This is a genomic window from Sphingobium sp. (assembly GCF_035511395.1).
In the GTDB taxonomy this organism is placed as follows: Bacteria; Pseudomonadota; Alphaproteobacteria; order Sphingomonadales; family Sphingomonadaceae; genus Sphingobium.
This window is the reverse complement of record NZ_DATKFP010000456.1, coordinates 1-21,791: the sequence shown is the minus strand read 5'-3', so window position 1 is coordinate 21,791 and position 21,791 is coordinate 1. Positions and strand designations below refer to the sequence as shown.

Annotated in this window: 18 protein-coding genes; 6 read left to right on the top strand and 12 right to left on the bottom strand. The window is 64.3% G+C overall.

Translation table 11 applies throughout. The features are described 5' to 3' along the window. Window position 1: 1 nt before the first annotated feature. Window positions 2-1,450: a D-alanyl-D-alanine carboxypeptidase/D-alanyl-D-alanine endopeptidase gene (gene dacB, locus VMR39_RS30345; protein WP_325422258.1), complete on the bottom strand. Its 1,449-nt coding sequence runs from the start codon at window positions 1,448-1,450 to the stop codon at window positions 2-4. Between the two features lie 120 nt (window positions 1,451-1,570). Between dacB and VMR39_RS30340 the strand changes: the two genes are divergently transcribed. Then, the gene (locus VMR39_RS30340; protein WP_325422257.1) at window positions 1,571-2,776 is read left to right on the top strand and encodes a serine hydrolase domain-containing protein; all 1,206 of its coding nucleotides are present in this window, start codon (window positions 1,571-1,573) and stop codon (window positions 2,774-2,776) included. Here the strand turns inward: VMR39_RS30340 and VMR39_RS30335 are convergent. From VMR39_RS30335 to VMR39_RS30320, 4 genes are read right to left on the bottom strand one after another with little or no spacing between them, the layout of a single operon-like run. Then, entirely contained in the window at window positions 2,773-3,789 is a 1,017-nt protein-coding gene (locus VMR39_RS30335) for a serine hydrolase domain-containing protein (protein ID WP_325422256.1), read from the bottom strand. The genes VMR39_RS30340 and VMR39_RS30335 overlap by 4 nt on opposite strands. 52 nt (window positions 3,790-3,841) lie before the next feature. Beyond that, window positions 3,842-5,359, bottom strand: coding sequence for a permease (locus VMR39_RS30330; protein WP_325422255.1), 1,518 nt, complete (start codon window positions 5,357-5,359; stop codon window positions 3,842-3,844). Continuing rightward, window positions 5,359-6,090 (bottom strand): GntR family transcriptional regulator, encoded by a 732-nt coding sequence (locus VMR39_RS30325; RefSeq protein ID WP_325422253.1) that lies wholly within the window; start codon window positions 6,088-6,090, stop codon window positions 5,359-5,361. The genes VMR39_RS30330 and VMR39_RS30325 overlap by 1 nt, the downstream gene beginning before the upstream one ends. Before the next feature lie 6 nt (window positions 6,091-6,096). After that, a complete protein-coding gene (locus VMR39_RS30320; RefSeq protein WP_325422251.1) occupies window positions 6,097-6,987 on the bottom strand; it encodes an N-acetylmuramic acid 6-phosphate etherase in 891 nt (296 codons plus the stop codon). 172 nt (window positions 6,988-7,159) lie between these two features. Here VMR39_RS30320 and VMR39_RS30315 point away from each other — a divergent pair, with 172 nt between their 5' ends. The 4 genes from VMR39_RS30315 to VMR39_RS30300 are packed head-to-tail and all read left to right on the top strand — an operon-like array spanning window position 7,160 to window position 11,920. Beyond that, window positions 7,160-8,218, top strand: a complete 1,059-nt coding sequence (locus VMR39_RS30315; RefSeq protein ID WP_325422249.1) for an SIS domain-containing protein — start codon at window positions 7,160-7,162, stop codon at window positions 8,216-8,218. Beyond that, entirely contained in the window at window positions 8,215-9,366 is a 1,152-nt protein-coding gene (gene nagA, locus VMR39_RS30310; RefSeq protein ID WP_325422248.1) for an N-acetylglucosamine-6-phosphate deacetylase, read from the top strand. The genes VMR39_RS30315 and nagA overlap by 4 nt, the downstream gene beginning before the upstream one ends. Continuing rightward, window positions 9,363-11,063: a D-lactate dehydrogenase gene (gene dld, locus VMR39_RS30305; protein WP_325422247.1), complete on the top strand. Its 1,701-nt coding sequence runs from the start codon at window positions 9,363-9,365 to the stop codon at window positions 11,061-11,063. Before nagA ends, dld begins: the two co-directional genes overlap by 4 nt. Beyond that, the gene (locus tag VMR39_RS30300) at window positions 11,060-11,920 is read left to right on the top strand and encodes a BadF/BadG/BcrA/BcrD ATPase family protein (RefSeq protein WP_325422246.1); all 861 of its coding nucleotides are present in this window, start codon (window positions 11,060-11,062) and stop codon (window positions 11,918-11,920) included. The genes dld and VMR39_RS30300 overlap by 4 nt, the downstream gene beginning before the upstream one ends. 196 nt (window positions 11,921-12,116) lie before the next feature. Here VMR39_RS30300 and VMR39_RS30295 read toward each other — a convergent pair whose 3' ends face one another. Next, entirely contained in the window at window positions 12,117-13,379 is a 1,263-nt protein-coding gene (locus tag VMR39_RS30295) for a M24 family metallopeptidase (protein ID WP_325422244.1), read from the bottom strand. 66 nt (window positions 13,380-13,445) lie between these two features. After that, entirely contained in the window at window positions 13,446-15,809 is a 2,364-nt protein-coding gene (locus tag VMR39_RS30290; RefSeq protein WP_325422243.1) for a TonB-dependent receptor, read from the bottom strand. A 275-nt stretch (window positions 15,810-16,084) separates the two neighbouring features. Here VMR39_RS30290 and VMR39_RS30285 point away from each other — a divergent pair, with 275 nt between their 5' ends. After that, window positions 16,085-17,464, top strand: coding sequence for an LLM class flavin-dependent oxidoreductase (locus VMR39_RS30285; protein ID WP_325422241.1), 1,380 nt, complete (start codon window positions 16,085-16,087; stop codon window positions 17,462-17,464). Between the two features lie 32 nt (window positions 17,465-17,496). Here VMR39_RS30285 and VMR39_RS30280 read toward each other — a convergent pair whose 3' ends face one another. From VMR39_RS30280 to VMR39_RS30260, 5 genes are all read right to left on the bottom strand, one after another. Next, a complete protein-coding gene (locus VMR39_RS30280) occupies window positions 17,497-18,315 on the bottom strand; it encodes a helix-turn-helix domain-containing protein (RefSeq protein WP_325422239.1) in 819 nt (272 codons plus the stop codon). A gap of 101 nt (window positions 18,316-18,416) precedes the next feature. Next, window positions 18,417-19,337, bottom strand: coding sequence for a polysaccharide deacetylase family protein (locus tag VMR39_RS30275; protein ID WP_325422238.1), 921 nt, complete (start codon window positions 19,335-19,337; stop codon window positions 18,417-18,419). Beyond that, window positions 19,334-20,221 (bottom strand): polysaccharide deacetylase family protein, encoded by an 888-nt coding sequence (locus VMR39_RS30270; RefSeq protein WP_325422237.1) that lies wholly within the window; start codon window positions 20,219-20,221, stop codon window positions 19,334-19,336. The genes VMR39_RS30275 and VMR39_RS30270 overlap by 4 nt, the downstream gene beginning before the upstream one ends. Further along, entirely contained in the window at window positions 20,214-20,903 is a 690-nt protein-coding gene (locus VMR39_RS30265; RefSeq protein WP_325422235.1) for an isochorismatase family protein, read from the bottom strand. Before VMR39_RS30265 ends, VMR39_RS30270 begins: the two co-directional genes overlap by 8 nt. A gap of 10 nt (window positions 20,904-20,913) precedes the next feature. Continuing rightward, on the bottom strand, window positions 20,914-21,791 hold an 878-nt coding region (locus VMR39_RS30260), incomplete at its 5' end, for a hydroxymethylglutaryl-CoA lyase (protein ID WP_325422233.1).

The window sequence follows — 21,791 nt, the reverse complement described above, 5'->3', positions numbered from 1 at the left end:
ATCAGAGCGCCTCGGCGATCGCGACCAGTGTGCGCTCGACCGTGGCGCTGGCCTGCGCATCAGTGCCGTCGGGCATGTCGTTGGCGAGTGCGGAGAAGACCAGGGTCCGACCGCTCTTCGTCACCAGATAGCCCGACAAGGCCCGCGCCGCGTTGAGCGAGCCGGTCTTGGCGAAGAGTCTGCCTTCAAGCAGCGTGCCCTTGAACCGGTTGCGCAGCGTGCCGTCCTGCCCGGCGATCGGCAGCGTCTCCCGCCAGGCCATGCCCCAGGGCTGGCGCGCGATCCATGTGAGCAGGGTGACGGCGGCGCGCGGCGTGATGCGGTTGTAGGAGGACATGCCCGATCCGTCGGCGAAGCTGTAGCTGCTTTCGGGCAGGCCCGTCTGCGCCATCAGACGATGCAGCGCGGCCTGTCCGTCAGCGATCGAGCCGCTGCCCGATGCGCGCGACACGCGGCGCAGCATCAGGTCGGCGTGGAGATTCTGGCTCTGCTTGTTGATAATGCGCATGTCGTCCGCCAGCGGCGGGGCGGGGAGTTGGGCCAGCATGTCGGACGCGGGCGGCCGGGCGGCGGGTGCGCCCTTCCGGATGGCCGGATCGTCGGCGGGTGCGAGCGGGCGGTGGCGGGCCGTGACCGTGCCCGTCACCTTGACGCCGCGCGCGACGAGCAGGTCGCGCAGCCGCCAGGCGGCATAATGGGCCGGGTCGTCGATGCTGAAATGGAGCGTGGCGGGCTGCGCATCCGCCCCGATCGTGCCGGTCAGGCGGATGACGCGGCCATAGGGCGCGCGGTCGGTGACGATCGCTTCGCCTTTGCCGGGGACGGTCGTGACGCGGTTGTCGATCTCATAATAGGTCGACGCCTTGATCGCTGGACGCGCGCCGATCGCACCGGGCGTGACCGTCGCACTCATCTCATTATCGTCCAGCGTCAGCGCGGAGATGCCGGTGCCGTAGCGCGACTGGATATTGTTCCAACTCATCCCCGGTCCCCAGCGTTCGTCGGGGAACCAGCTGTCGTCGCCCACGATGTTGCGGACATGGCGAGTCTTTGCGGCGATCGCGTCGGCGAGCGTCTGGAGGCAGTCGGTCGCGCAGTCTTCCGCGCTGGAGAGCCGGGCGTCGCCCCGTCCTTCCAGGATGACATCGCCCTGATCGAGGCGCACGCCGGTGCCCTGCGCCGCGCGATCGAGCACAGGCAGGTCGGCATAGGCAGTGGCGGTGGTGAACATCTTGGTATTGGACGCCGGGATGAACCGCTGGTCGGGCGCGATGGCGATGATCGGATCGCCCTCCAGCGTCGCGACGAGCAGGCCGTAGCGGGTGCCGACCGGTCCCTGCGCCAGTTGTTTTTCGACCGATGCGAGCAGCGGTGGCTCGGCATTCTGGGCGGTGGCGGCCAGCGGAACGGCCAGTGCCAGAAGAGCGGGGAGGAGCAGGACAGAACGCATGAACCGGAGCATAGACCGGAAAAAGACCGGTGCGACAGGGATATCGACATGGGTGATCCATAACCTGCGGCAATGAGTGGGACTTGCGGCTGCGGCGGAGATCGGACTAGCCTGTCGCTCATGCTATCCCTGCTGCTCGCTCTCGCCAGTACCCCACCCGCTGCACGGCTGTCGTCCCATTCGCCCGTTGCCATGGTGCGTCTGACCTTCGACCGGAAAGGCGTGACCGGGAGCAAGGCCAGCGGACCGGCCGACAAGGCAAGCGGGAGGGCGCTGACCATTGATGATCCGGTGCGGATTGCATCCATTTCCAAGCTGGTGGTGGCGATCGGCGTCATGCGGCTGGTGGAGGTGGGGACGCTGGATCTCGACCGGGATGTATCCGGCTGGCTTGGTTATCGGCTGCGCCATCCGGCCTTTCCCGACAGGCCGATCACGCTGCGACTGCTTCTGTCGCATCGGTCGGGTCTGGTCGACAAGGCCGGCTATGCGCTGCCGCTCGATGCGGACATGCGCGCGATATTGGCAAATGTGGAAGCGTGGGATGCCGACCATGGGCCGGGTGACTGGTATGCCTATACCAATCTGAATTTTCCGGTGGTAGCCGCCGTGATGGAGCGGGCGACGGGCGAGCGGTTCGACCGGCTGATGGATCGGCTGGTGCTGAAGCCACTGAAGCTCGAGGCCTGCTATAACTGGGCGAGTTGTTCCGATGCGCGCGCGGCACGGGCCGTAATATTGTATCAGGATGGCCAGCCGGTGCGGGACGATAACAGGGGCGCGAAGCCGGCCTGCACGGTGACGCCCGCAAGCGACGGCAGTTGCGACCTGTCGACCTGGGTTGCGGGGCGCAACGGCGCGATTTATTCGCCGCAGGGCGGGCTACGTATTTCGGCGCGCGGACTGGCGACGATCGGGCGCCTGTTGCTGGGACGGGGCATCGTCGATGGCCGACGGATCCTGAGCGGGAAAAGCGTGGATGCCCTGATGACACCGCTCTGGACCTATGGCGGCGTGGATGCGGCCAATGGTGTAACCGGGGAAGCGGATACGGGCGAGACGAATACGGGCTTCACCTGCCGTTACGGGCTGGCGGTCGCCTTCCTCGCCACGGCGGCCAAGGGGTGCGCCGATGATCCCTTTGGCGACGGAGTGCAGCGCATCGGCCATGCGGGCGATGCCTATGGATTGAAGTCGGGGCTGTGGATTGATCCGAAGCGTGGCACTGGCGTCGTCTATTTCGCGACGGATGTGGCCGCAGGCAGGGGGACGATCAGCGCCTATACGCCGGTCGAGGAGGAACTGGCGCAGGGACGATTGCCCTAGACCTCATCCCATGCCCGGATCAGCGCACCCCCCACTGCGGGGCGCAGCGTGAATATTCCGCTGTCGGCATGGCGCGTGGGGTGGACGCGGTTGGTAAGCAGGGTCCAGGCAAAGCCGCGGTCGAAGTCGATCCACAGGCCCGTGCCGGTGAAGCCGGTATGGCCGATCGTTTCGGCCGAACAGGCATCGCCGCCCGACCAGCCGGCAAAGGCGCGTTCCCAGCCGCAGGTGCGGTGGCCGAGCTGCGCCGTCCTGGTTTCCGCCAGCATGTCCGGGGAGAGGATAGAGCCGTCGAGCATGGCCCTGGCAAAGCCCAGCACGCCGTCGACCGTGCCGAACAGCCCGGCATGGCCCGGTGCGCCGCCCAGCGCGAAGGCATTTTCGTCATGCACTTCGCCCTTCATTACCCGGCCGCGCCAGTTGCATGCCTCGGTCGCGACGGCGGGCCCGGAGGGCGGGCCGTAGGACAGGCCGTCGCCAAGCGGCCAGGCGGAGAGCGGGGCGCCGGTGATCCGCTCGATCGCTATGCCGAGCAGGATGAAATTGATGTCGGAATAGACCGGCGGGCCATGGCGCCATTCGCGTTGGAGGACGAAGGCGCGCAGCCGTGCGGGATCGTCGCCATAGGTGTAGATCGGCTCGACCGCGGGGAAGAAGGTCCGGTGGGCGAGGCAGTCGCGGAAGGTCAGTTTGCGCTCGGCCGCGTTGGCGACGTCATATTGGCGCAGGTCGGGGATGGCGTCGGTCAGCGGCCGGTCGAGGTCGATCCGGTCCTGCTCCGCCAGTTTCAGGATCATGGTCGTGGTGGCGATCACCTTCGACACAGAGGCGAGATCGAACCAGTGGTCGCCGGTCAGCGCCTCGCGTTCCGGCAGGATCGCGGCCGATCCGGCGAGGCGGACGGCGCTGCGGCCATCGGCGCTGACGACGCCCAGGGTCGCGCCGGGTATGCGGCCGCTGGCTACCGCTTCGGCCGCCGGGGCGAAGGCGGTTTCGCAGATTTGCTCGATCATGGGTGGTCCTATGCAGTTCTTATTTGTTTTTCGCGATTTCCGAGCCAGCAGGTCATTCGACCTGCTTCGAAATCGCTCTAGGCCGAACGCGCATCACGATCGGCAGGAAGAAGATCGCGGCGAAGCTCAGCGCGCCTGACAGGATGAAGAAGCCGTCATAGCCGATCTGCTTCTGGATCGCGCCCGCCGCCCCGCCGATCAGGCGCGGCAGCAGGAAGGCGAAGCCCGACAGGAACGCATATTGGGTGCCGGGATAGCGCGGGCTGACCAGCATGGAAAGGTAGACGACGAACACGGCGCCCTCCAGTCCGTGGCCGAACTGGTCGACGCCTGCGGCGACATAGAGGACGAAGGCGGACGGTTCGGCATACCAGAGCCAGACGAACACCCAGTTGCCGATCGCCGACGCGCAGGCACCGATGATGAGCGCGATCGTCATCGGAAGTCGCGCGGCGCAAAGGCCGCCCAGCGCCACGCCCGCCATGGAGCAGGTGAGGGCGACCACGCCATCGGCCATGCTGATCTGTTCGAGGCTGTAGCCCGCCGCATTCCAGAGCGGATGCGACAGGGTCAGCGTCAGCACGTCGCCCATGCGGTAGAAGGAAACGAACGCCAGCACCGGCAGCACGGCATAGCCGTAGCGCCAGAAAATCTCGACATAGGGGGCGATGAAGCCCGGCATTTTCGACGGCGCGTCGGCGGGCAGGCGGCGGATGCGGGGCAGGGCGATGGCGAGTGCGGCGAAGGGCAGCAGCGCCACCGCCAGCACGATCGGCGTCACGTTGGTCTGGGCGGAGAAGCCCGCGCCCTGCACGGCGGAGAGGAGCGCCCAGCCGATGAGAGCGGTGGCTGCGCCGGTGACGAGGAGGATGGCAAGGCTGGTCAGGGTACCGCTGAGGAGCGCGCTCGTGCGGCCTTTCGCGCCGTCCTGTTCGGGGCGCATGGCGGCGAGGATCGGGAAGGGCAGGAAGGCGGCGATGGCGATGGCGAGATAGGCCCATGTCCAGTCGGCCCAGGCCGCGACCAGCACCGCGCCGCTGCCCGCTGCCACCATGGCGCTGCGATAGCCCCATAGGTTCGCGGCCACGATCGGTCCCTGCTCGGCCTGGGTCGGCGCCAGTTCGATGCGCCAGCCATCGGCGGCGACCTCCAGCGTGGTCGTCCAGAAGGCGAGCAGGATCGCGAACAGGGCGGTGAGCGGCAGGCTCTGGTCGCTGGAGGTGAAGGCCATGGCGACCATCGACAGGAAGATGCCGAGTTGCGAGAGCATGATCCAGCCGCGCCGCCGGCCCCAGAAGCGGGAGAAGCCGGGAACGCAATAGCGGTCCAACAGCGGCGCCCAGACGAATTTGAAGGTCGGCAGCAATGCGATCCAGGCGAAGAAGCCGATGATCACGATGTCGATGCCGTGGCGCGCGAGCCGTAGCGTCAGCACCGCGTTGAACATGTAGAAGGGCAGGCCGGCGGAAAAGCCGAGCAGCAGATAGAGGCCCAATGTGCGCATCGGCGGGCGCCTGGCGGCGGGCGTTTCGTTCAGGTCGGTAGCATCGGCGGCGATCGTGGCGGTCATCAGCCGATTTCCTTGAGTTCGGTCACGAAGTCATAGCGGTCGCCGCGATAGACGGAGCGGGTGAATTCCACCGCGCGGCCGCTGGGGATGCGGGTCAGACGCTCGATCCGCAGCACTTCGCTATTCTGGCGGACGCAGAGCAGCCCGGCCTCGGTCGGTGTCGCGAGCGAGGCGCGGACCCGCTGGGTGCCCGACGTGGGACGAAAGCCGCTGCGCCCCATCGCTTCATAAAGGGAGTCGCCGATGGTCGACAGGTCGGGCAGGCAGTCGGCCGGCACCACCGCATGTTCGATCGCCAGCGGTTCGCCGCCCGACAGGCGCACCCGGCCGAGCCGCGCGACGCGGGCGGAGGGGGAGATGGACAGCGCGGCGGCTTCCTCCTCGGTCGGCTGGGCGTAATTCTTCATCATCCAGATGACGCCGGGATCCTCTCCGCGCGAAATGGCGTCATGCGTGAAGCTGGAAAGGACGGAGGCGGGCGCCTCGATCCGACGGGCGACGAAGGTGCCCGATCCCTGCTTGCGGAACAGCACCCCTTCCTCGATCAGCTGCTCGATCGCCTTGCGCACCGTCACGCGGGAAATGCCGGCCATTTCGCTGAGGTCGCGTTCCGACGGCAGGGCATTGCCCGGCGTGATGCCGCCGCTTTCGATATGATCGCGCAGGTTGCGCGCCAGTTGCAGATAGAGCGGTGTACCGTCTTCGCTGCGCGCGGTGAGTTTGTCCCGCATCGTCCCTTATTCCCCCCGTTGCACGGCGCGCATGGCGGCCGGCAGATTCTGGCTGTGGATATCGAGAAGACGGTGCGCTTCCTCGGTCGCCACCCCCATGGCCACCAGCACCGCCTGCTTGATATCCTGTCCGACGGCATCGAGTGCGCGCGCGGCGTCGTCCATATCCACGCCCGCTATGTCGCGCACCATGGCCTGCCCGCGCAAGCGCAGCTTTTCGTTCGAGATGCGCATGTTCACCATCCGCCCGCGATAGACGAGGCCCATGCGCAACATGATCGCGGTCGACAGCATGTTGAGCATTGCCTTTTGCGCGGTGCCGGCCTTCATCCGGGTGGAGCCGGCGACGATTTCGGTGCCGGTCGCCGCCACCAGCCCATGGTCGGCGGCGGAAAGCAGGGCGGTGCCGTCGTTATTGGCGATGCCCACGGTGAGCGCGCCGGCTTCGCGCGCGGCGGCGATGGCGGCGACGGTATAGGGGGTGCGGCCGCTGGCGGCGACGCCGATCACCACATCCTGCGGGCCGACATGGGCATCGGCGATTTCGGCGCGAGCGGCTTTGGCGTCGTCCTCTGCGCCTTCGGCCGCTTCGGTGAGTGCGACGAGGCCGCCGGCCATCAGGAACAGCAGCCGTTCCTGTGGCCAGTTATAGGTAGGATAGAGTTCCACGCCATCCTGAACCGCGATCCGGCCGGATGTGCCGGCGCCGGCATAGACCAGTCGCCCCTGGGTGCCGAGGCGGGCGGCGGCCTCCTCGGCCGCCTGGGCGATGCGGCCGGTCTGCGATCCGATCGCGGCGACGGCGGCCATCTGTCCCTCCAGCATCGCCTCGACCGCCCGGATGGTGGGCCATTGGTCGATGTCGACATAGCGTGGATCGATGGCTTCGGTGCTCATATATGCTCCGTGATCGGCCGTTGACGCTTGGCCCTGATCGGTTCAACTTCGGAAATGGCCATTGCGCTGCGCGCATTGAGCAATCCGTTCATGTGGTATTATCCTTAGCACAGTTTGATGCAACCAAATTAATTCCAATTGCCCTTATCCAGTGTTTTGGTATTGTTTCGGCATGACCGATCATTCTGATGAAACCGTCGCCACCCTGATGGCGCGCGAGACGGCGCAAGCGCCGGACCGGTGCGAGGCGCAGATTGCGCGCAATGCCGTTCTGATGCGGGAGGCTGGTGCGCGGCTGCGGGCATTGGCGCCGCCCTTTGCCGCGACTTTGGCGCGGGGCAGTTCGGACCAGGCGGCGGCCTTTGCCAAGATATTGCTGGAGACGCGGGCCGCCATTCCGACGCTGAGCCATGCACCGTCGATCGGATCGCTCTACCGCGCGACGTCACCGCGGTTCAAAGGCGTGCCGCTGATCGCCATTTCTCAGTCGGGCCGCAGTCCGGACCTGATCGCGGCGGCTGAGGATGCGCAACGGCAGGGCGCGCTGCTGGTGTCGATCGTCAATGATGACGCGTCACCGCTGGCGGAGATGGCGGACATCTGTATCCCCATTCATGCCGGCCTGGAAAAGAGCGTGGCGGCGACCAAGAGTTTTATTGGAACTTTGGTGGCGCTCACCCATCTGGTCGCCGAATGGAGCGGAGACCAGAGCTTGAAGGAGGCGTTGCCGTCGGTTGGCGATGTGCTGCGCAGGGCAGTGGCAGCCGATTGGTCCGGCGCGGTGCCGTTGCTGCGTGATGCGGACACCATGCTGGTGTTGGGGCGCGGGCTTACCCTGCCGATTGCAGGCGAGGCGGCGCTGAAATTCAAGGAGACGTCGAGCCTGCATGCCGAAGCGTTCAGCATCGCGGAGGTAGCCCATGGGCCGATGACGCTGATCGGCGAAGGCGATCCGGTGCTGGCATTGGGGCCGATGGATGAGGCGCGGGCGGGGCTTCGCGAGCGGCTGGAGGATTTCCGGTCACGCGGGGCGCAGGTGATCGCGGCCGGTCATCCCGATGATGTCGCTGCGGCAACGCTAGCGCTGCCGGGGCAGATTGATGTGCATCCGGTTATCAGTGCCATCGCGCAGATCCAGAGCTTCTATGGCTTGGCCAACACCCTGTCGTTGGCGCGTGGGCGCAACCCCGACAAGCCGCCGCATTTGGCCAAGGTGACACGGACGTTATGAGCATCGAGGCGCTCGTCGGGGCAGACATCCTATTGCCGGATCGGATCGTGACCGATAGCGCGCTGCTGGTAGAAGGCGGGCGTATCGGCGGGATCGTGGCGCGCGATGCGCAGCTGTCGGGATGCGTCGAGATCAATCTGGATGGCGGCTGGCTGCTGCCGGGCTTCATCGATACGCAGGTCAATGGCGGCGGCGACATATTGCTGAACGACCGGCCGGACATCGATGGCATCCGCATGATCGCGGCGGCGCATCGGCGTTTCGGGACGACCGGACTGCTACCGACGCTGATCAGCGATGATGCCGATGTGGTCGATGCGGCGATCGCGGCGGGAGAGGCGGCGTTGGTGCAGGGAGTGCCGGGCGTTCTGGGCGTCCATATCGAGGGGCCGCACCTCAACCCGGTGAAGAAGGGCATTCACGACGCCGCCAAGTTCACCGCCATCGACCCGCAGGTGCTGGAGCGGTTGACGCGTCCCACGATCGGGCGGCGGATCGTCACGCTGGCGCCTGAACTGGCGCCGGCCGGTGCGATCCGAGCGCTGGCCGATGCGAGCGTGCTGGTCGCTGCGGGTCATAGCCTTGCCGATTATGAGCAGACCGTCGCCGCGCTGGGTGAAGGGCTGGCCGGTTTCACCCATTTGTTCAATGCCATGACGCAATTGGGGAGCAGGGAGCCGGGCATGGTCGCCGCCGCGCTACTCGACCGGAACAGCCATTTCGGACTGATCGTCGATGGGTTGCATGTCCATCCTGCCGCGATGCGTGTGGCGCTGGCGGCGCGCGGTCTGGATGGGGCGATGCTGGTGACGGACGCCATGCCGCCAGTCGGGGGCGAACGGCAGAGCTTCACTCTGATGAGGCAGGAGATTCATGTGGTCGACGGCACCTGTCGTGGGCCGGACGGGACGCTGGCCGGATCGGCGCTCAGCATGGCGCAGGCCTTCCGCAACGCCATGGACATGATGGGTTGCTCCATGGTTGAGGCGTCGCGCATGGCGAGCGGCAATCCGGCGCGCTTCCTGCGGCTGGATGCCGAAACGGGTGCGATCGTACCGGGGTTGCGCGCGGACCTCGTCCATATCGATGCGGATCGGCGGGTGCGGCGAAGCTGGATCGGCGGGCAGATGAGCGAGGTTGGCGAATGAACGCGTTGATCGGCACATTGCGCGCCATCGTCGGGTCGCGCCATGTGCTGACGGGTGCGCAGGCGACGGCGCGCTATCGTCATGGCTATCGCACAGGATCGGGCGAGGCGCTGGCGGTGGTGCGGCCGGGCAGCCTGATCGAGCAATGGCGCGTCGTGCAGGCCTGCGTCGCCGCCGATGTGTCGATCATCATGCAGGCGTCCAATACCGGGTTGACCGGCGGATCGACTCCCGATGGTGACGATTATCCCGGCGGATGCGTCATTATCAGCACGACGCGGATCGACTGGCTGCATCTGGTGCGGAACGGCGCGCAGGTCATCTGCCTGCCGGGCACGACGCTATATGCGCTGGAAAAGGCGCTGGCGCCGCTGGGACGCGAGCCGCATTCGGTGATCGGCTCCTCCTGTTTCGGCGCGTCGGTGGTGGGCGGCGTGTGCAACAATTCGGGCGGATCGCTGGTGCAGCGCGGGCCGGCCTATACCCAACTCAGCCTCTACGCCGTCGTGGATGCGGACGGCGGGCTGCGACTGGTCAATCATCTGGGCGTTGCGCTGGGCAATGATCCCGAGGAGATGCTACGCCGGCTGGACAGCGGCGATTTCACGGAAAGCGATGTAGACGTAGCGACGGATCGCTGGGCGCATGACCATGCCTATGCCGACCATGTGCGCGATATTGACAGTAGCACGCCCGCGCGCTTCAATGCCGACAGCCGATGCCTGTTCGAGGCAGCGGGCAGCGCGGGCAAGCTGATCGTCTTTGCCGTGCGGCTCGATAGTTTCGCGAAGGAAGAAGGGGCGGCGACCTTCTATATCGGCACCAATGATCCGGCGCAGCTGACCGCGATCCGCCGTGCGTTACTGGGCGATTTTGCCAGCTTGCCGATCGCGGGCGAATATATGCACCGCGATGCGTTCGATATCGCCGATCGCTATGGCAAGGACATGTTCGTCGCGATCGAGCGGCTGGGGACCGATCGGCTGCCTAGCCTCTTTGCGCTCAAGTCGCGGATGGATGCGTTGCCCTTCGTGGGCGACGGGTTCAGCGATCGCATGATGCAGCGGATCGGTCGGTTGCTGCCCGATCATCTGCCGCCGCAGATGCGGGACTATCGCGACCGATTCGAGCATCATCTACTGCTCAAGATGCCGCATGCGTCGCTGGTGGAGACACGCGCCTTGCTGGCGTCATTGTTCGACACGGGCGAAGGCGCCTATTTCGAATGTACGCCCGAACTGGCGGCCAAGGCGTTCCTGCACCGTTTCGTTGCGGCGGGTGCGGCGGTGCGCTATCGCGCAGTGCATCGGGAGGAGGTGGAGGATATCGTTCCGCTGGACGTCGCCCTGCCGCGCAATATACTGGATTGGCAAGAGATATTGCCACCGGACCTTGCGGAGCAGAGCATCCATAGCCTCTATTACGGCCATTTTCTCTGCCATGTGTTCCATCAGGATTATATCGTGCGCAAGGGCGTCGATCCGCTGGCGTTCGAGCATCGTATCTGGGCGTTACTGGACGAGCGGGGAGCGGAATATCCGGCCGAGCATAATGTCGGCCATCTCTACAAGGCGAAGCCTGCGCTGGAGGGCTTCTATCGTCAGATCGATCCGCGCAACCAGTGCAACCCCGGTATAGGTCAGACCGCGCGAGCGCGCTATTGGGGCGACGAGCAGAAGGAGACGGCGCGCTCATGAGCTATTTTATGGGCATCGATGCCGGCGGCAGCAATTGCCGGGCGCGATTGATTGCGGCGGATGGCAGGGTGATCGGCATGGGGCAGGGCGGGACTGCCAATGCGCGGATCGGGCTGGAAGCACTATATGCCGAATTGCACGCCGTGTCCGAGCAGGCGATTTTGGAGGCCGGGCTGTCACAGGTGCAGGTCGCTGCGATCCGCGCCGGCATGGGCATTGCCGGCATTTCGCGACCCGGCGTGCGCGATGCGCTGCGCGACTTCACCTTTCCCTTCGCTTCGGTCGCCTATGAGACGGACGCCTTCATCGCCAATCTGGGCGCGCATGGCGGCGCGGATGGCGCGATCCTGATCCTGGGCACCGGCAGCATCGCGCAAGTGCGCGCGGGCGGACGGGACTTCACCATCGGCGGCTATGGCTTTCCCATTTCCGACGAGGGCAGCGGCGCGGCGTTGGGGCTCAGCGCGATGCGTCACGCCTTGCGCGCGCTCGACGGGCGGACGCAGGCGACGCCGCTCAGCCGTGCGGTAACCGAGCGGTTCGGTCATGATACGGCGCAGGCCATCGGCTGGATGGATCAGGCGACACCCAGGGATTATGGCAGCTTTGCGCCGCTGGTGATGGACTATGCCGAAGCGGACGACACGATCGCCCGGTCCATCGTGGAGGACGCGGTCCAGCATATCGAGCGTTTCATCGAGACGATCTTCGAGCGCGGCGCGAGCCGTTGCACGCTGGTCGGCGGCCTTGCGCCCCGTATGCAGCCCTGGCTGCGGGCGCGGACGGTCGCGCGGCTCAGCCCTATGCTGGGTGATCCGCTCGACGGCGCGCTGCATCTGGCAGGCTATCGGCGGTGAGCGACGTTTCAGGACGGACATGAACTGTCCTGTAGCCGGAGGCTCTACGACATCGGCGGACCGTCAAGGTTCACCCTTTGTGCAAACCGTTCCGATAGCGCAATCGGTACCGCAATGACGAAAGCGAGGCGGTATCGAAATAGCGGATCCGCCATATGCGGCTCCGCTATTTGGATTGGAGATGGGGATTACAGTATCAGCCGCCAGGCCTGATCCGGAGCGACGTATCGCAGTTGGTAAGTGGCTCGACGCCATTGGCGGTGACTAATATCTGGTCCTCGGTATGCAGGTTGCCCCAGCCGATCTCATAATAGGGCATGTCGAGCGAGAAGATCATATTCTCCTCGAATACGAACTCGCCATTGCCGCCGGGCAGGGTGGGGCCGATCGGGATCTTGTGGTCCGAATGTTCGAGGCCAATGGAATGGGGCGTGGCGAAGAAGAAGCCGGGAAAGCCCGCCTTGCGCACGGCTTCGATCACCGCGTCGGACACTTCACGGCCGGTAACGCCGGGCTTCACGACCCTGAGCACCGTCTCGCACCCCACCTCCAGCGCTTTCACGCGCTCGACGATATCCGGGCGCGGGGTGCCGCACAGGGCAATCCTGCCAAGGTCGCCATGATAGTTGCGATATTCGCACAAGCCGTCGAAGGTGATGGTTTCATCCGCCAGCACCCGGCCCATATTGTTGTTGGTGCCGTTCTGCCCGGTAGCGAGATAGAGGCCGCGACCGCCGCGCTTGGCGATTTCGGTGTTGTAGATGATCTCCAGATCGTCGCGCGGCATCCCGACCTGAAGATTGTCGATCACGGCCTCCAGCGCTTCCTCGTTCATCTTCGCAACCTTGCGCATGATGGCGATTTCGTCGGGCGTCTTGACCATGCGGATGTCGCGGAAGGTGGTGGTGCCCTCCACCACCTTGATGTCGGGTAGGCCGATCTCCTGCAACCACGGGCCGACACGCGGGTCGTCGGAGGCAAGGCGGGCGTCGGTCAGGCCAGCATCCTGCACGGCCTTCTTGAGCGCGTAGAGCGCATTCACGGAGGCGTTGCCGCGATTGCCCTCCATGAATTGCAGATATTCCTCGTCGCGCGGGGAAAGCTGGTCATGCTTGATCGGCCATTTCATGCCATATTCGACATGCTCGGGATCCTCGACATCGGGATCGAAGTCGCGCCGGTCGCAATAAACGGGATGCACATAGCTCTGGATGTTCGGCATCCAGGTGGATTCCGGGCGGTGGAAAAAGCGCAGATGCTCCACCCCGGTCACGATCAGCGCAGCCGGCTTGTCATGATCGCGTGGCAGCAGGGCATAATTGTAGAAGCTGCGCCGCATCCGCATCAGCGCGCCCCAATAATCCGACAGATAATAGACGTTGATCGGTGCGACGGCGATCAGTCCGTCCAGCCCTTCGCGATCCATAATGGCATCGGCGCGTGCGCGGTTGAGAAGCATCTAAATTGTCCCGGAAAAGAGGAAAAAAGGGCGACGCCGGCATGACCTGGCGCCGCCCGCCCCGCTTTAGAAGCGTGCCACGCCGCGCATGCCCACCGTGCGGCGTTCCGGTGCCGCAAGAATGAAGGTGTTGAGGCCCTGCGTGACGCTGCTGTTCGGATTGGTGTTGCGCAGCAGGTTCGACGGCGTCTTGTCGTCGGTCAGGTTGCGAGCGAAGATTTCGAACGTGTATTTGTCCGAATTGATACCCAGGCGCAGGTTGAACTTGCTGGCCGAATTGATCCAGGCCGTATTGTCCGACGTCGCATATTGCTTGCCGGTGTAGACATAGTCGAGGCGGATCGATCCGGTCCACATGTCGTCGATCGGCTGCTCATAGGTCGCCGCGGCGGAACCGGAAAATTCCGGGTAGCGCTCCATCAGGTCGCCAACAGGATTGCGCACACCGGAATCCTGCACGCATTCGGAACAGTCGGTGAAGCGGATGTCCGTCTTCGCCCAGTTGAATGTGCCTTCGAAGGTCCAGGGACGGCTCGGCTTGTAAGTCGCTTCCAGTTCCACGCCATAGACGTTGGTCGACCCGTTGGGGAAGGTCAGCGTCGCAGTCGAGGTCGTCGTGCCGATCGTATAGGGGACATTCTGGTTGATCTGGCGGTCGCGCCATTTGCCATAATAGAAGGCGGACAGGATGCGCAGCTTGCGGTCGAACAGTTCGCCCTTGAAGCCGAATTCATACATGGTGAGCTTTTCTTCCGCCACCGCGACCGGCACCGATCCGCCCGGCGCATTGGCGGTCAGCTGCGCCTGGATAGCCGGGCTGAACGCGAGATAGTTGGTGTTGAACGTGCCAGGGCGGGTGCCCTTCGACCAGGACAGATAGGTGCTGGCGGCCGGCGCCAGTTCATAGTTCAGGATGACGCGCGGAGAGAAGGACTTGAAGGTCTGCGACAGGTCAGTGACGGTCGCGCCGGTCGATGCGCTATAGGCGATATGATTGATCGTGTCCCACTGATAGCGGGCCTCGCCACTCAGCTTGAGGCTGTCGGTGATCTTGAGGTTGGCCGATCCGAAGGCGCCCCAGGTGCGGGCGCGATAGTCGGTCGGCACGCCGAGATTGGCCGGAGTGGCGCTGGTGGACGGGCGATAGGCGCGGGTGAAGAAATTGATGCTTTCCCAATAATAATTGCCGCCGACCATGAAGCTGAGCGGACCATATTCCGGCGTCGCCAGCCGAAGTTCGGCCGAGGTGTTGTCAATATTGTATGGCAGCAGTACGGTGGAGGAATAGCCGGTCGTGTCCGCGCGGTTATAGGTATCGGTCAGCACCGCCCAGTCGTTGCCGCTGTGCGACACTGAACCCGACAATGTATAGTCGCCCAGTTCCCAGTCGAACATACCGTAGGCCTGATAGGCTTCGCGTTCCAGACCCAGATGATCGATGAAGTCGGCGGGAAGGACGGCACCAACCGCCGGATCGGTCACGCCGCCGAAATTATTGCTGCCCTTGGCGCGGGTGTTCTGCGACATTTTGGACGTGGCGATATCGCCCAGATTGCCGCAGATGGTGTTGAAACCGGTGGTGCTGCCGACAGGCACGCGACCGGTACCGCCCGTGTTGCAATTATAGTCGGACTCGCCAAGCAGCGCCTGCGCGGTCGGGCCGTCGCTGTCCTGCCAATAGGTGCCGTAACCGCGAATGGTCAGCGTCTCGATCGGTTTGATGATGATCGAGCCGGCGACCGACTTCGTTTCGCGCTGGCCCAGCGTTCCGCCGAAGCCGACATTACGATACTGGCCGTCGGTATAATAATAGGTGCCCGACAGACGGACGCCGATCTTGTCGGCGATGATCGGTCCTTCGACGCTCGCCTTGACGTTGACCGTCGAATAGAGATCGAGAGACGCATCGATCGACCCATGGAAATCAGTCAGCGAGGGCGGCGCGGTGATGAAATTGATCGCGCCGGCAAAGGTCGAGCGGCCAAAATAGGCGCTTTGCGGGCCCTTTACGACCTCGACACGCTGGACGTCGGTCATGCCCGGAATGGCGCCCGACGGGACAGGCACGCCGTCTACGAAGACGGTCACGGCCTGACGGTTGGGGGAGTCGCCGGGGAACATGCCGCGCATCGAATAGGTGTGGAAGCTGCGGTCGTTCCGGTTGGCGGCGCTGTTCTGGTAGCGCAGGCCTGGTACGAAGTCGTTGAGTTCCTGGAAGCCCTGCACGCCGCGGGCGCTCAGTGCCTCGGCGGTCAGCGCGGTGATCGCGACCGGCGTATCGACCAGATTTTCACCGACCTTGCGCGCGGTTACGGTAATTTCGGCAAGGCCGCCATTTGCGTCGGCCTGGGGGGCTGCATCGGTTTGGGCGAAGGCGAGGTTCGGTATCATCATGACGCCCACGACGGCGGCAGAAGCAAATAGACCCACGCGCAACTTCATTTGTGACCGACCGAACATATCCATACCCCTTTATAAATGCTGGAATTGAGTCCTGCGAAAGGCAAGGCGCGATCTTGTGTCGGCCTTTGTTGTTGTGGGGGCAGGAGGGCGGATCGGCACGGACAAGTCCAATCGGGGTGAAAAACTATCCACCTGTCAGGCAAAAATGGAAGCTTATGTCCACCATGCGGTCATTTTTCCCGCATCGATTTGGCGCGCCGCTCACTATGATAGCTCAGCGGCTCCCATCAAGGAGACCAGCGATGAGCGCACCGCGTCAGATGCACATGCTCGCCTTTCCATCGGCCCTGGGTGCGCATGTCGCCGGCTGGCGCAAGGCTACCCCGTCCGGCGGACAACATAGTCTGAAATATTACACCCATCTTGCAAAGGTTGCCGAAGCAGGCCTGTTCGACGCGATCTTCTTTGCAGATGCGCAGGGTTATCGCACGATCGTTGGCCGGGACGCCTATTCGCGGGTGGACGCGCTGCGGGTCGATCCGCTGGTGCTGCTCGGCGCGCTCGCCGCGAGTACCGACAGGCTCGGCCTCATCTGCACCCTCTCAACCAGCTATAACGAACCTTATGCCGTGGCGCGGCGGATGGCGACGCTCGATCATCTGAGCGGGGGACGAGCGGGGTGGAATGTCGTCACATCAACGAGCCAGAATGAAGCACGCAATTTTGGCCGCGATCAGCATTTCGGTCATGCGGAACGCTATGCCCGCGCCGGTGAGTTTCTGGAGGTAGTTACGGGCCTTTGGGACAGTTTCGAGGAAGATGCGGTCGAGGTCGATCAGGCAGCCGGCCGCTATTTCGATCCGGCCAAGGTCCATGCGCTGGAGCATCAGGGCGAGCATTTCCGCGTCGCTGGTCCCTTGACCTGCGCTCGTCCGCCACAGGGGTATCCCGTGATCGTGCAGGCGGGATCGTCCGATGCCGGGCAGGCGCTGGCCGCGCAAACCGCCGAAGTCGTCTTCACGTCCCATCCCAATGTTCCGAGCGCCGCCAAATTCTACGCTGCGTTGAAGGAGCAAGTCGTTGCCGCCGGCCGCTCGCCTGACTCCTGCAAGATTATGCCGGCGATCCAGCCGCTGGTCGCCGATACGGAAGAGGAAGCGCGTGCGATCGAGGCGGAACTGGAATCGCTCGTCCATCCCGATCTCGCCATCGCGATGTTGCAGATGCAGATCGGCCAGACGCTGGATCTGTCCAAGCTGAACCTGAACGGCCCGCTGCCCGACATGCCCGACAGCAATGCCGCCCGCTCGATCCAGGCACGCGTCGCCGAAATGTCGCGTGATGGGGAAGTCACTATCCTCCAGCTCGCCCGCCGGATCGCGGCGGGCCGCACCAGCGCAGCGTTGACCGGCACGCCGGTGCAGATTGCCGATGCGATGGAGGAATGGTTCAATGCCAAGGCTGCCGATGGCTTCGTAATCGTCCCGCCGGTGCTGCCCGACCAGCTGGAGGTTTTCGTCGCCAAGGTTGTGCCCGAACTCCAGCGGCGCGGCCTGTTCCGCACCGCCTATGAGGGGACGACGCTGCGCGAGCATCTGGGTCTGGATCGTCCGGTCAGCCGCTATGCCGATCCCGCGACGCCGCGCGTGGAGCCGCGCATCTGGCAGCCCGATCTCAAGTGAAGGCGCAGGGCGCGGGGTTGTCGTCGCGCCCGTCAGTCCAGATCGCCGCTGATCGCTTCGGCGGTCGCCTTGAGCGGTACCACGAACTGCGCGACAGCATCGCTCATCTTCGTCGCTGACGCGAAGAAGGCCAGCGTCAGCGCCCCAGCGACCGTGCCCTTGCGGGTCAGAATCGGCACGGCGATCGAGGACGTCTTGCCGGGATTGCGCGTGAATTGGTTATAGCCACGCGTCGCGAAGCCCGCGCCGCGTATCTGTTCGACCAGATCGCCATTTTCCATCAGGTCGATGACATGCATATTGACCCGCTTGGGCAGCAGCTTGATCGCGCGGAACAGTTCGGTTCGCTCCGTCTCGCCGATATTGGCCAGATAGGCGTGACCCGCCGCGCACTCCAGGATCGGCAGGGTGAAGCCGGGATGATAATGGCTGAAGGTCAGCGCCGTCAGTGCATGGGTGGAATCGCGGATCACCATCGAATGACCGACCTGCGTCGACAGCGATATCGGCCAGCCGACGCGCCGGGTCAGGTCGACGATATGGGTGCGCGCCGCCCGGACCAACTGGGCATCGCCCTGAAAGCCGTGCGCCAGCGCCTGCACCAGTGCGGTCGGTCGATAGCGTTTGCGCGCCGGTTCCCGTTCGATCAGCCCTTCGTGCAGCAATGTCTGCACAATGCGGCAGGCGGTCGGGTATGGGACTTCGGACGATCGCGCGATCTCCATCATCGACAGAGAATTGCCGCGATTGACAGCCTGAAGCACGGCAATGCCGCGCGAGAGCGAACGAATCGGAACGCCTTTTTCCATGACCCGAATTGTGACCGACAGATGACCTGATAGCGATGCCAAGAATATTCTATCCGACAGACGGATAGAATCGTGAAATCCACCATGCTAATATGGGCAATCGTCGTTTGCGATCGCCCATATTTTCTCGTCAGGCGGTAAGATCAGAGTGCAGCGGCATTCACCACCTCGCCCGCCGGGGCGACCCATGCCTCCGGCCGGTTGGTTATCCATTGGAGCAACGCCTCCAGTGCATCGATGCGATAGGGCAGTGCCATGATGTAGGGAGTCAGGTGCAGCGGCAGCATCCTTGCCGCGCCGGTTGCCGTCGCCTCCGCTGTGAGCCAGTCGAAGGCGTCGCGCATCTGCTGCGCATAGCTGTCGGCCGAATTCTGCTGTACGGTGATGATCTGCCGGTCCGACAGTTCATGGTTGAGTGGCAGATTGACGATCGGTCCGGCCGGCGTGGTCATGCGGTAGGGGAGTTCGTCATTCACCCAGTCGAGCATAAATTCAACGCCCGCTTCGGCCAGCAGCCTGGGCGTATTGAAGCTCTGCGACCGGGCGATCGACAGCCAGCCGCGCGGGCGCGTGCCCGTCGCCTGTTGCAGCGAGTCGAGCGATTGCAGGATGATCGCGCATTCATCCTCCTCGGGCAGGCCGCTGGCGATCGTGCCGTTCATGTCGGTGGAATGCGCAACGATTTCATGCCCCGCCGCCACGATATCCGCAACCAGCGAGGGGTAGCGTTCGCCGATGGCGGAATTGGTCGCGACCGAGACGCGCACTCCCGCTGCGGCAAAGGCATCAAGCAGGCGATAGATGCCTACCCGCGACCCATATTCGCGCGAGGTGTAATGGCGATAGTCGGGATAGGCCGTCTGCATGTGGCCTGGCGCGCGGAACGGTTTGTCGTTCGGAAGGATCGGAAACCATTCGAGGCTGACGACGATCGGCACCGCTACGCTGCGTCCCTCCGGCCAGGCCAGCGGCGCGCGCGCGAACACATTCGACCAGGGATAGAGGTCATGGTCCATACCCCGTTGACGGCGCGGATAGTCGAGATAGCTGGGATCGAGCGTCATCGGGCGTCTCCCTGCGATAGGACATGATCGGCGATGTCGCCGCTGCGCGTGATCCAGGCGCGACCATCGGCGGCGATGTGGCGCAGCACTTCCTCGAACGCGCCGATGCGGTGGGGCTGGCCGATCAGATAGCTGTGCAGCGGAATGCACATGACCGTGCCCGACGCCTCGCCTTCGCGCGCCAGCCGGTCGAACTGGCGGATCAGCGTGTCGGCATATTCGCGTGGGGACATGTTGTAGACGAAGAAGCCATAATGATCGTTCACCTCCAGGCTGTAGGGCATGGAGATGAGGCGGCTCTGCGCGACATGCACCGGTTGGGGCTGGTCGTCATGATAGAGGTCGCAGGTATAGCTCAACCCATATTCTGCAATCAGGTCCAGTGTGCGCGGCGTATGGGTCAGTGCGGGGGCGAGCCAGCCCTTGATCGTCTGTCCGGTCGCGTTGCGCACGGTGCGGATCGAATCCTCGATGATGGCGCGTTCCTGCGCCTCATCCATGCCGTAGCTGTAGCGGGTGTTGTAGATGCCATGGCTGAAAAACTCCCAGCCACGGGCATTGGCATCCTCGACCACTTCGGGGATATGATCGCACAACGCCACGGACAGGCTGACCGATCCGGGAAAGCCATGTTTCGTCATGACATCCGCCATGCGCCAGTGGCCCACGCGATTGGCATGGTCCCGGTGGCTGTATCCGACGACGTCCGGATGCGGTTTCGTCCAGCTTTTGCGGTGCGGATTGGCCGGTGGGTCCAACTCATAATATTCGAGGTTAGGCGACACCCAGACGGCGACCGTCTTGCCGTCCGGCCATGCCAGCTTTGGGCGGTTTCGATAGGGAAGGTAATCGTACAGGCCCGGATCGGTAGCGCCCTCACGCACCATAATTCTCCAGCCAGTCGACCACCGTCTGCACCGGCTCTACATCGGCATATTTCAGCTGAAGGTCGGTCAGGTTGGAGTAGTGATAGCTTTCATGCTTGTCGGCGGTCGTCTCGATGGGGACGATGGTGCGATAGCCGCGGCTCAGCGCTTCGACTGCCGTCGCCCGGACGCAGCCCGAGGTCGAACCGCCGGTGATGACCACGGTATCGACCTTGTGCCACACCAGCAGGCTCTGGAGCGGCGTTTCGAAAAAGGCCGACGGCATCCGCTTGTCATAGACGACATCGATCGACGGATCGATTTCGCACCGCTCGTCGAAATCATGGCGGCGCGATCCATATTTGATGTTCTGAAGGGAGTCGGGCGTGTTGGTCCGCGTGCCCCAGACGCCCGCATCGGCCGCCGTGCCGGCATAGGCGACATGGGTCCAGATGACCGGCATCCCCTTCTGCCGCGCCAGGCGGGATATGGTGTTGATATGCTCGATCTGGCGCGGGTCGGTTTCATAGGCGGTCTTGAACTCGTCGATCCGCGTATAGGCATTTTGGAGGTCGACATTGACGATGGCGAGCTTGGTGCCGAAGCCGAACTTGCTGCGCGCCGGATTGGCCATCACCTCGTCAAAGATCTGCCGCGCGGTCTTGCCGTCCGACACCATCTTCGTGCCCAATATCGTCATGAAACCTCCTTCAGGCCGCGATCCTTTCATGCGCCGGGCGGAAGCCCAGCGGCAGGCCGGCATCGGGCAGGAAGCCGTAAAGCGGTTCGTTCGCCAACGCGTCGGCCAGGATTGACCGCACAGCGATCAGTTTTTGCAGGTCGATCCCGGTGTCCAGGCCCATCGCCTCCAGCATGAAGGCCAGATCCTCGGTGACGATATTGCCTGACGCGCCCGGCGCGAAGGGGCAGCCGCCAAGGCCGCCGACCGATGCGTCGAAGGTGGTGAGCCCACAGTCGAGCGCCGCCAGCACATTGGCAAGGCCCAGGCCACGCGTATTGTGGAGATGGATGCCGGTCAGCCCGCCGTCGCCCACAACGCCGCGCACCAGTTTGATGAGATGCTTCACCGCTGCGGGATCAGCATAGCCGGTGGTGTCGGACAGGCCGACCTCGTCGCAACCGGCCTGCATCAGCGCGCCGGCGAGTCGCGCGATCTGCGCATCGGGGATTGCGCCCTCCAGCGTGCAACCGAAGGCGGTAGACAGGCTCCCCTCGAAATGGGGGCGCTGTTCCAGTGGCAGGGTGGCGATCAATTCCGCGATGCCGCGGGCTTCCTCGATCACCTGATCGTGGGTACGGCGCAGATTGGCGATGCTGTGGGTTTCGGACACCGACAGGGGCAGGGTGATCTTGTGCGCGCCGGCCTCGATTGCGGCCTGCGCGCCACGCAGGTTGGGCACCAGCACCGCGACGGTCAGGCCGGGAATCGTCCGGGCAAAGGTGACGACCTCCGCCGTGTCGGCCAGTTGCGGCAACAGCTTTGCAGGGACGAAGCTCCCCACCTCTATCTCCGTCACGCCGGCGGCGGCTTCCGCCACGATCCACGCCTTCTTCGCCTCCAGCGGCA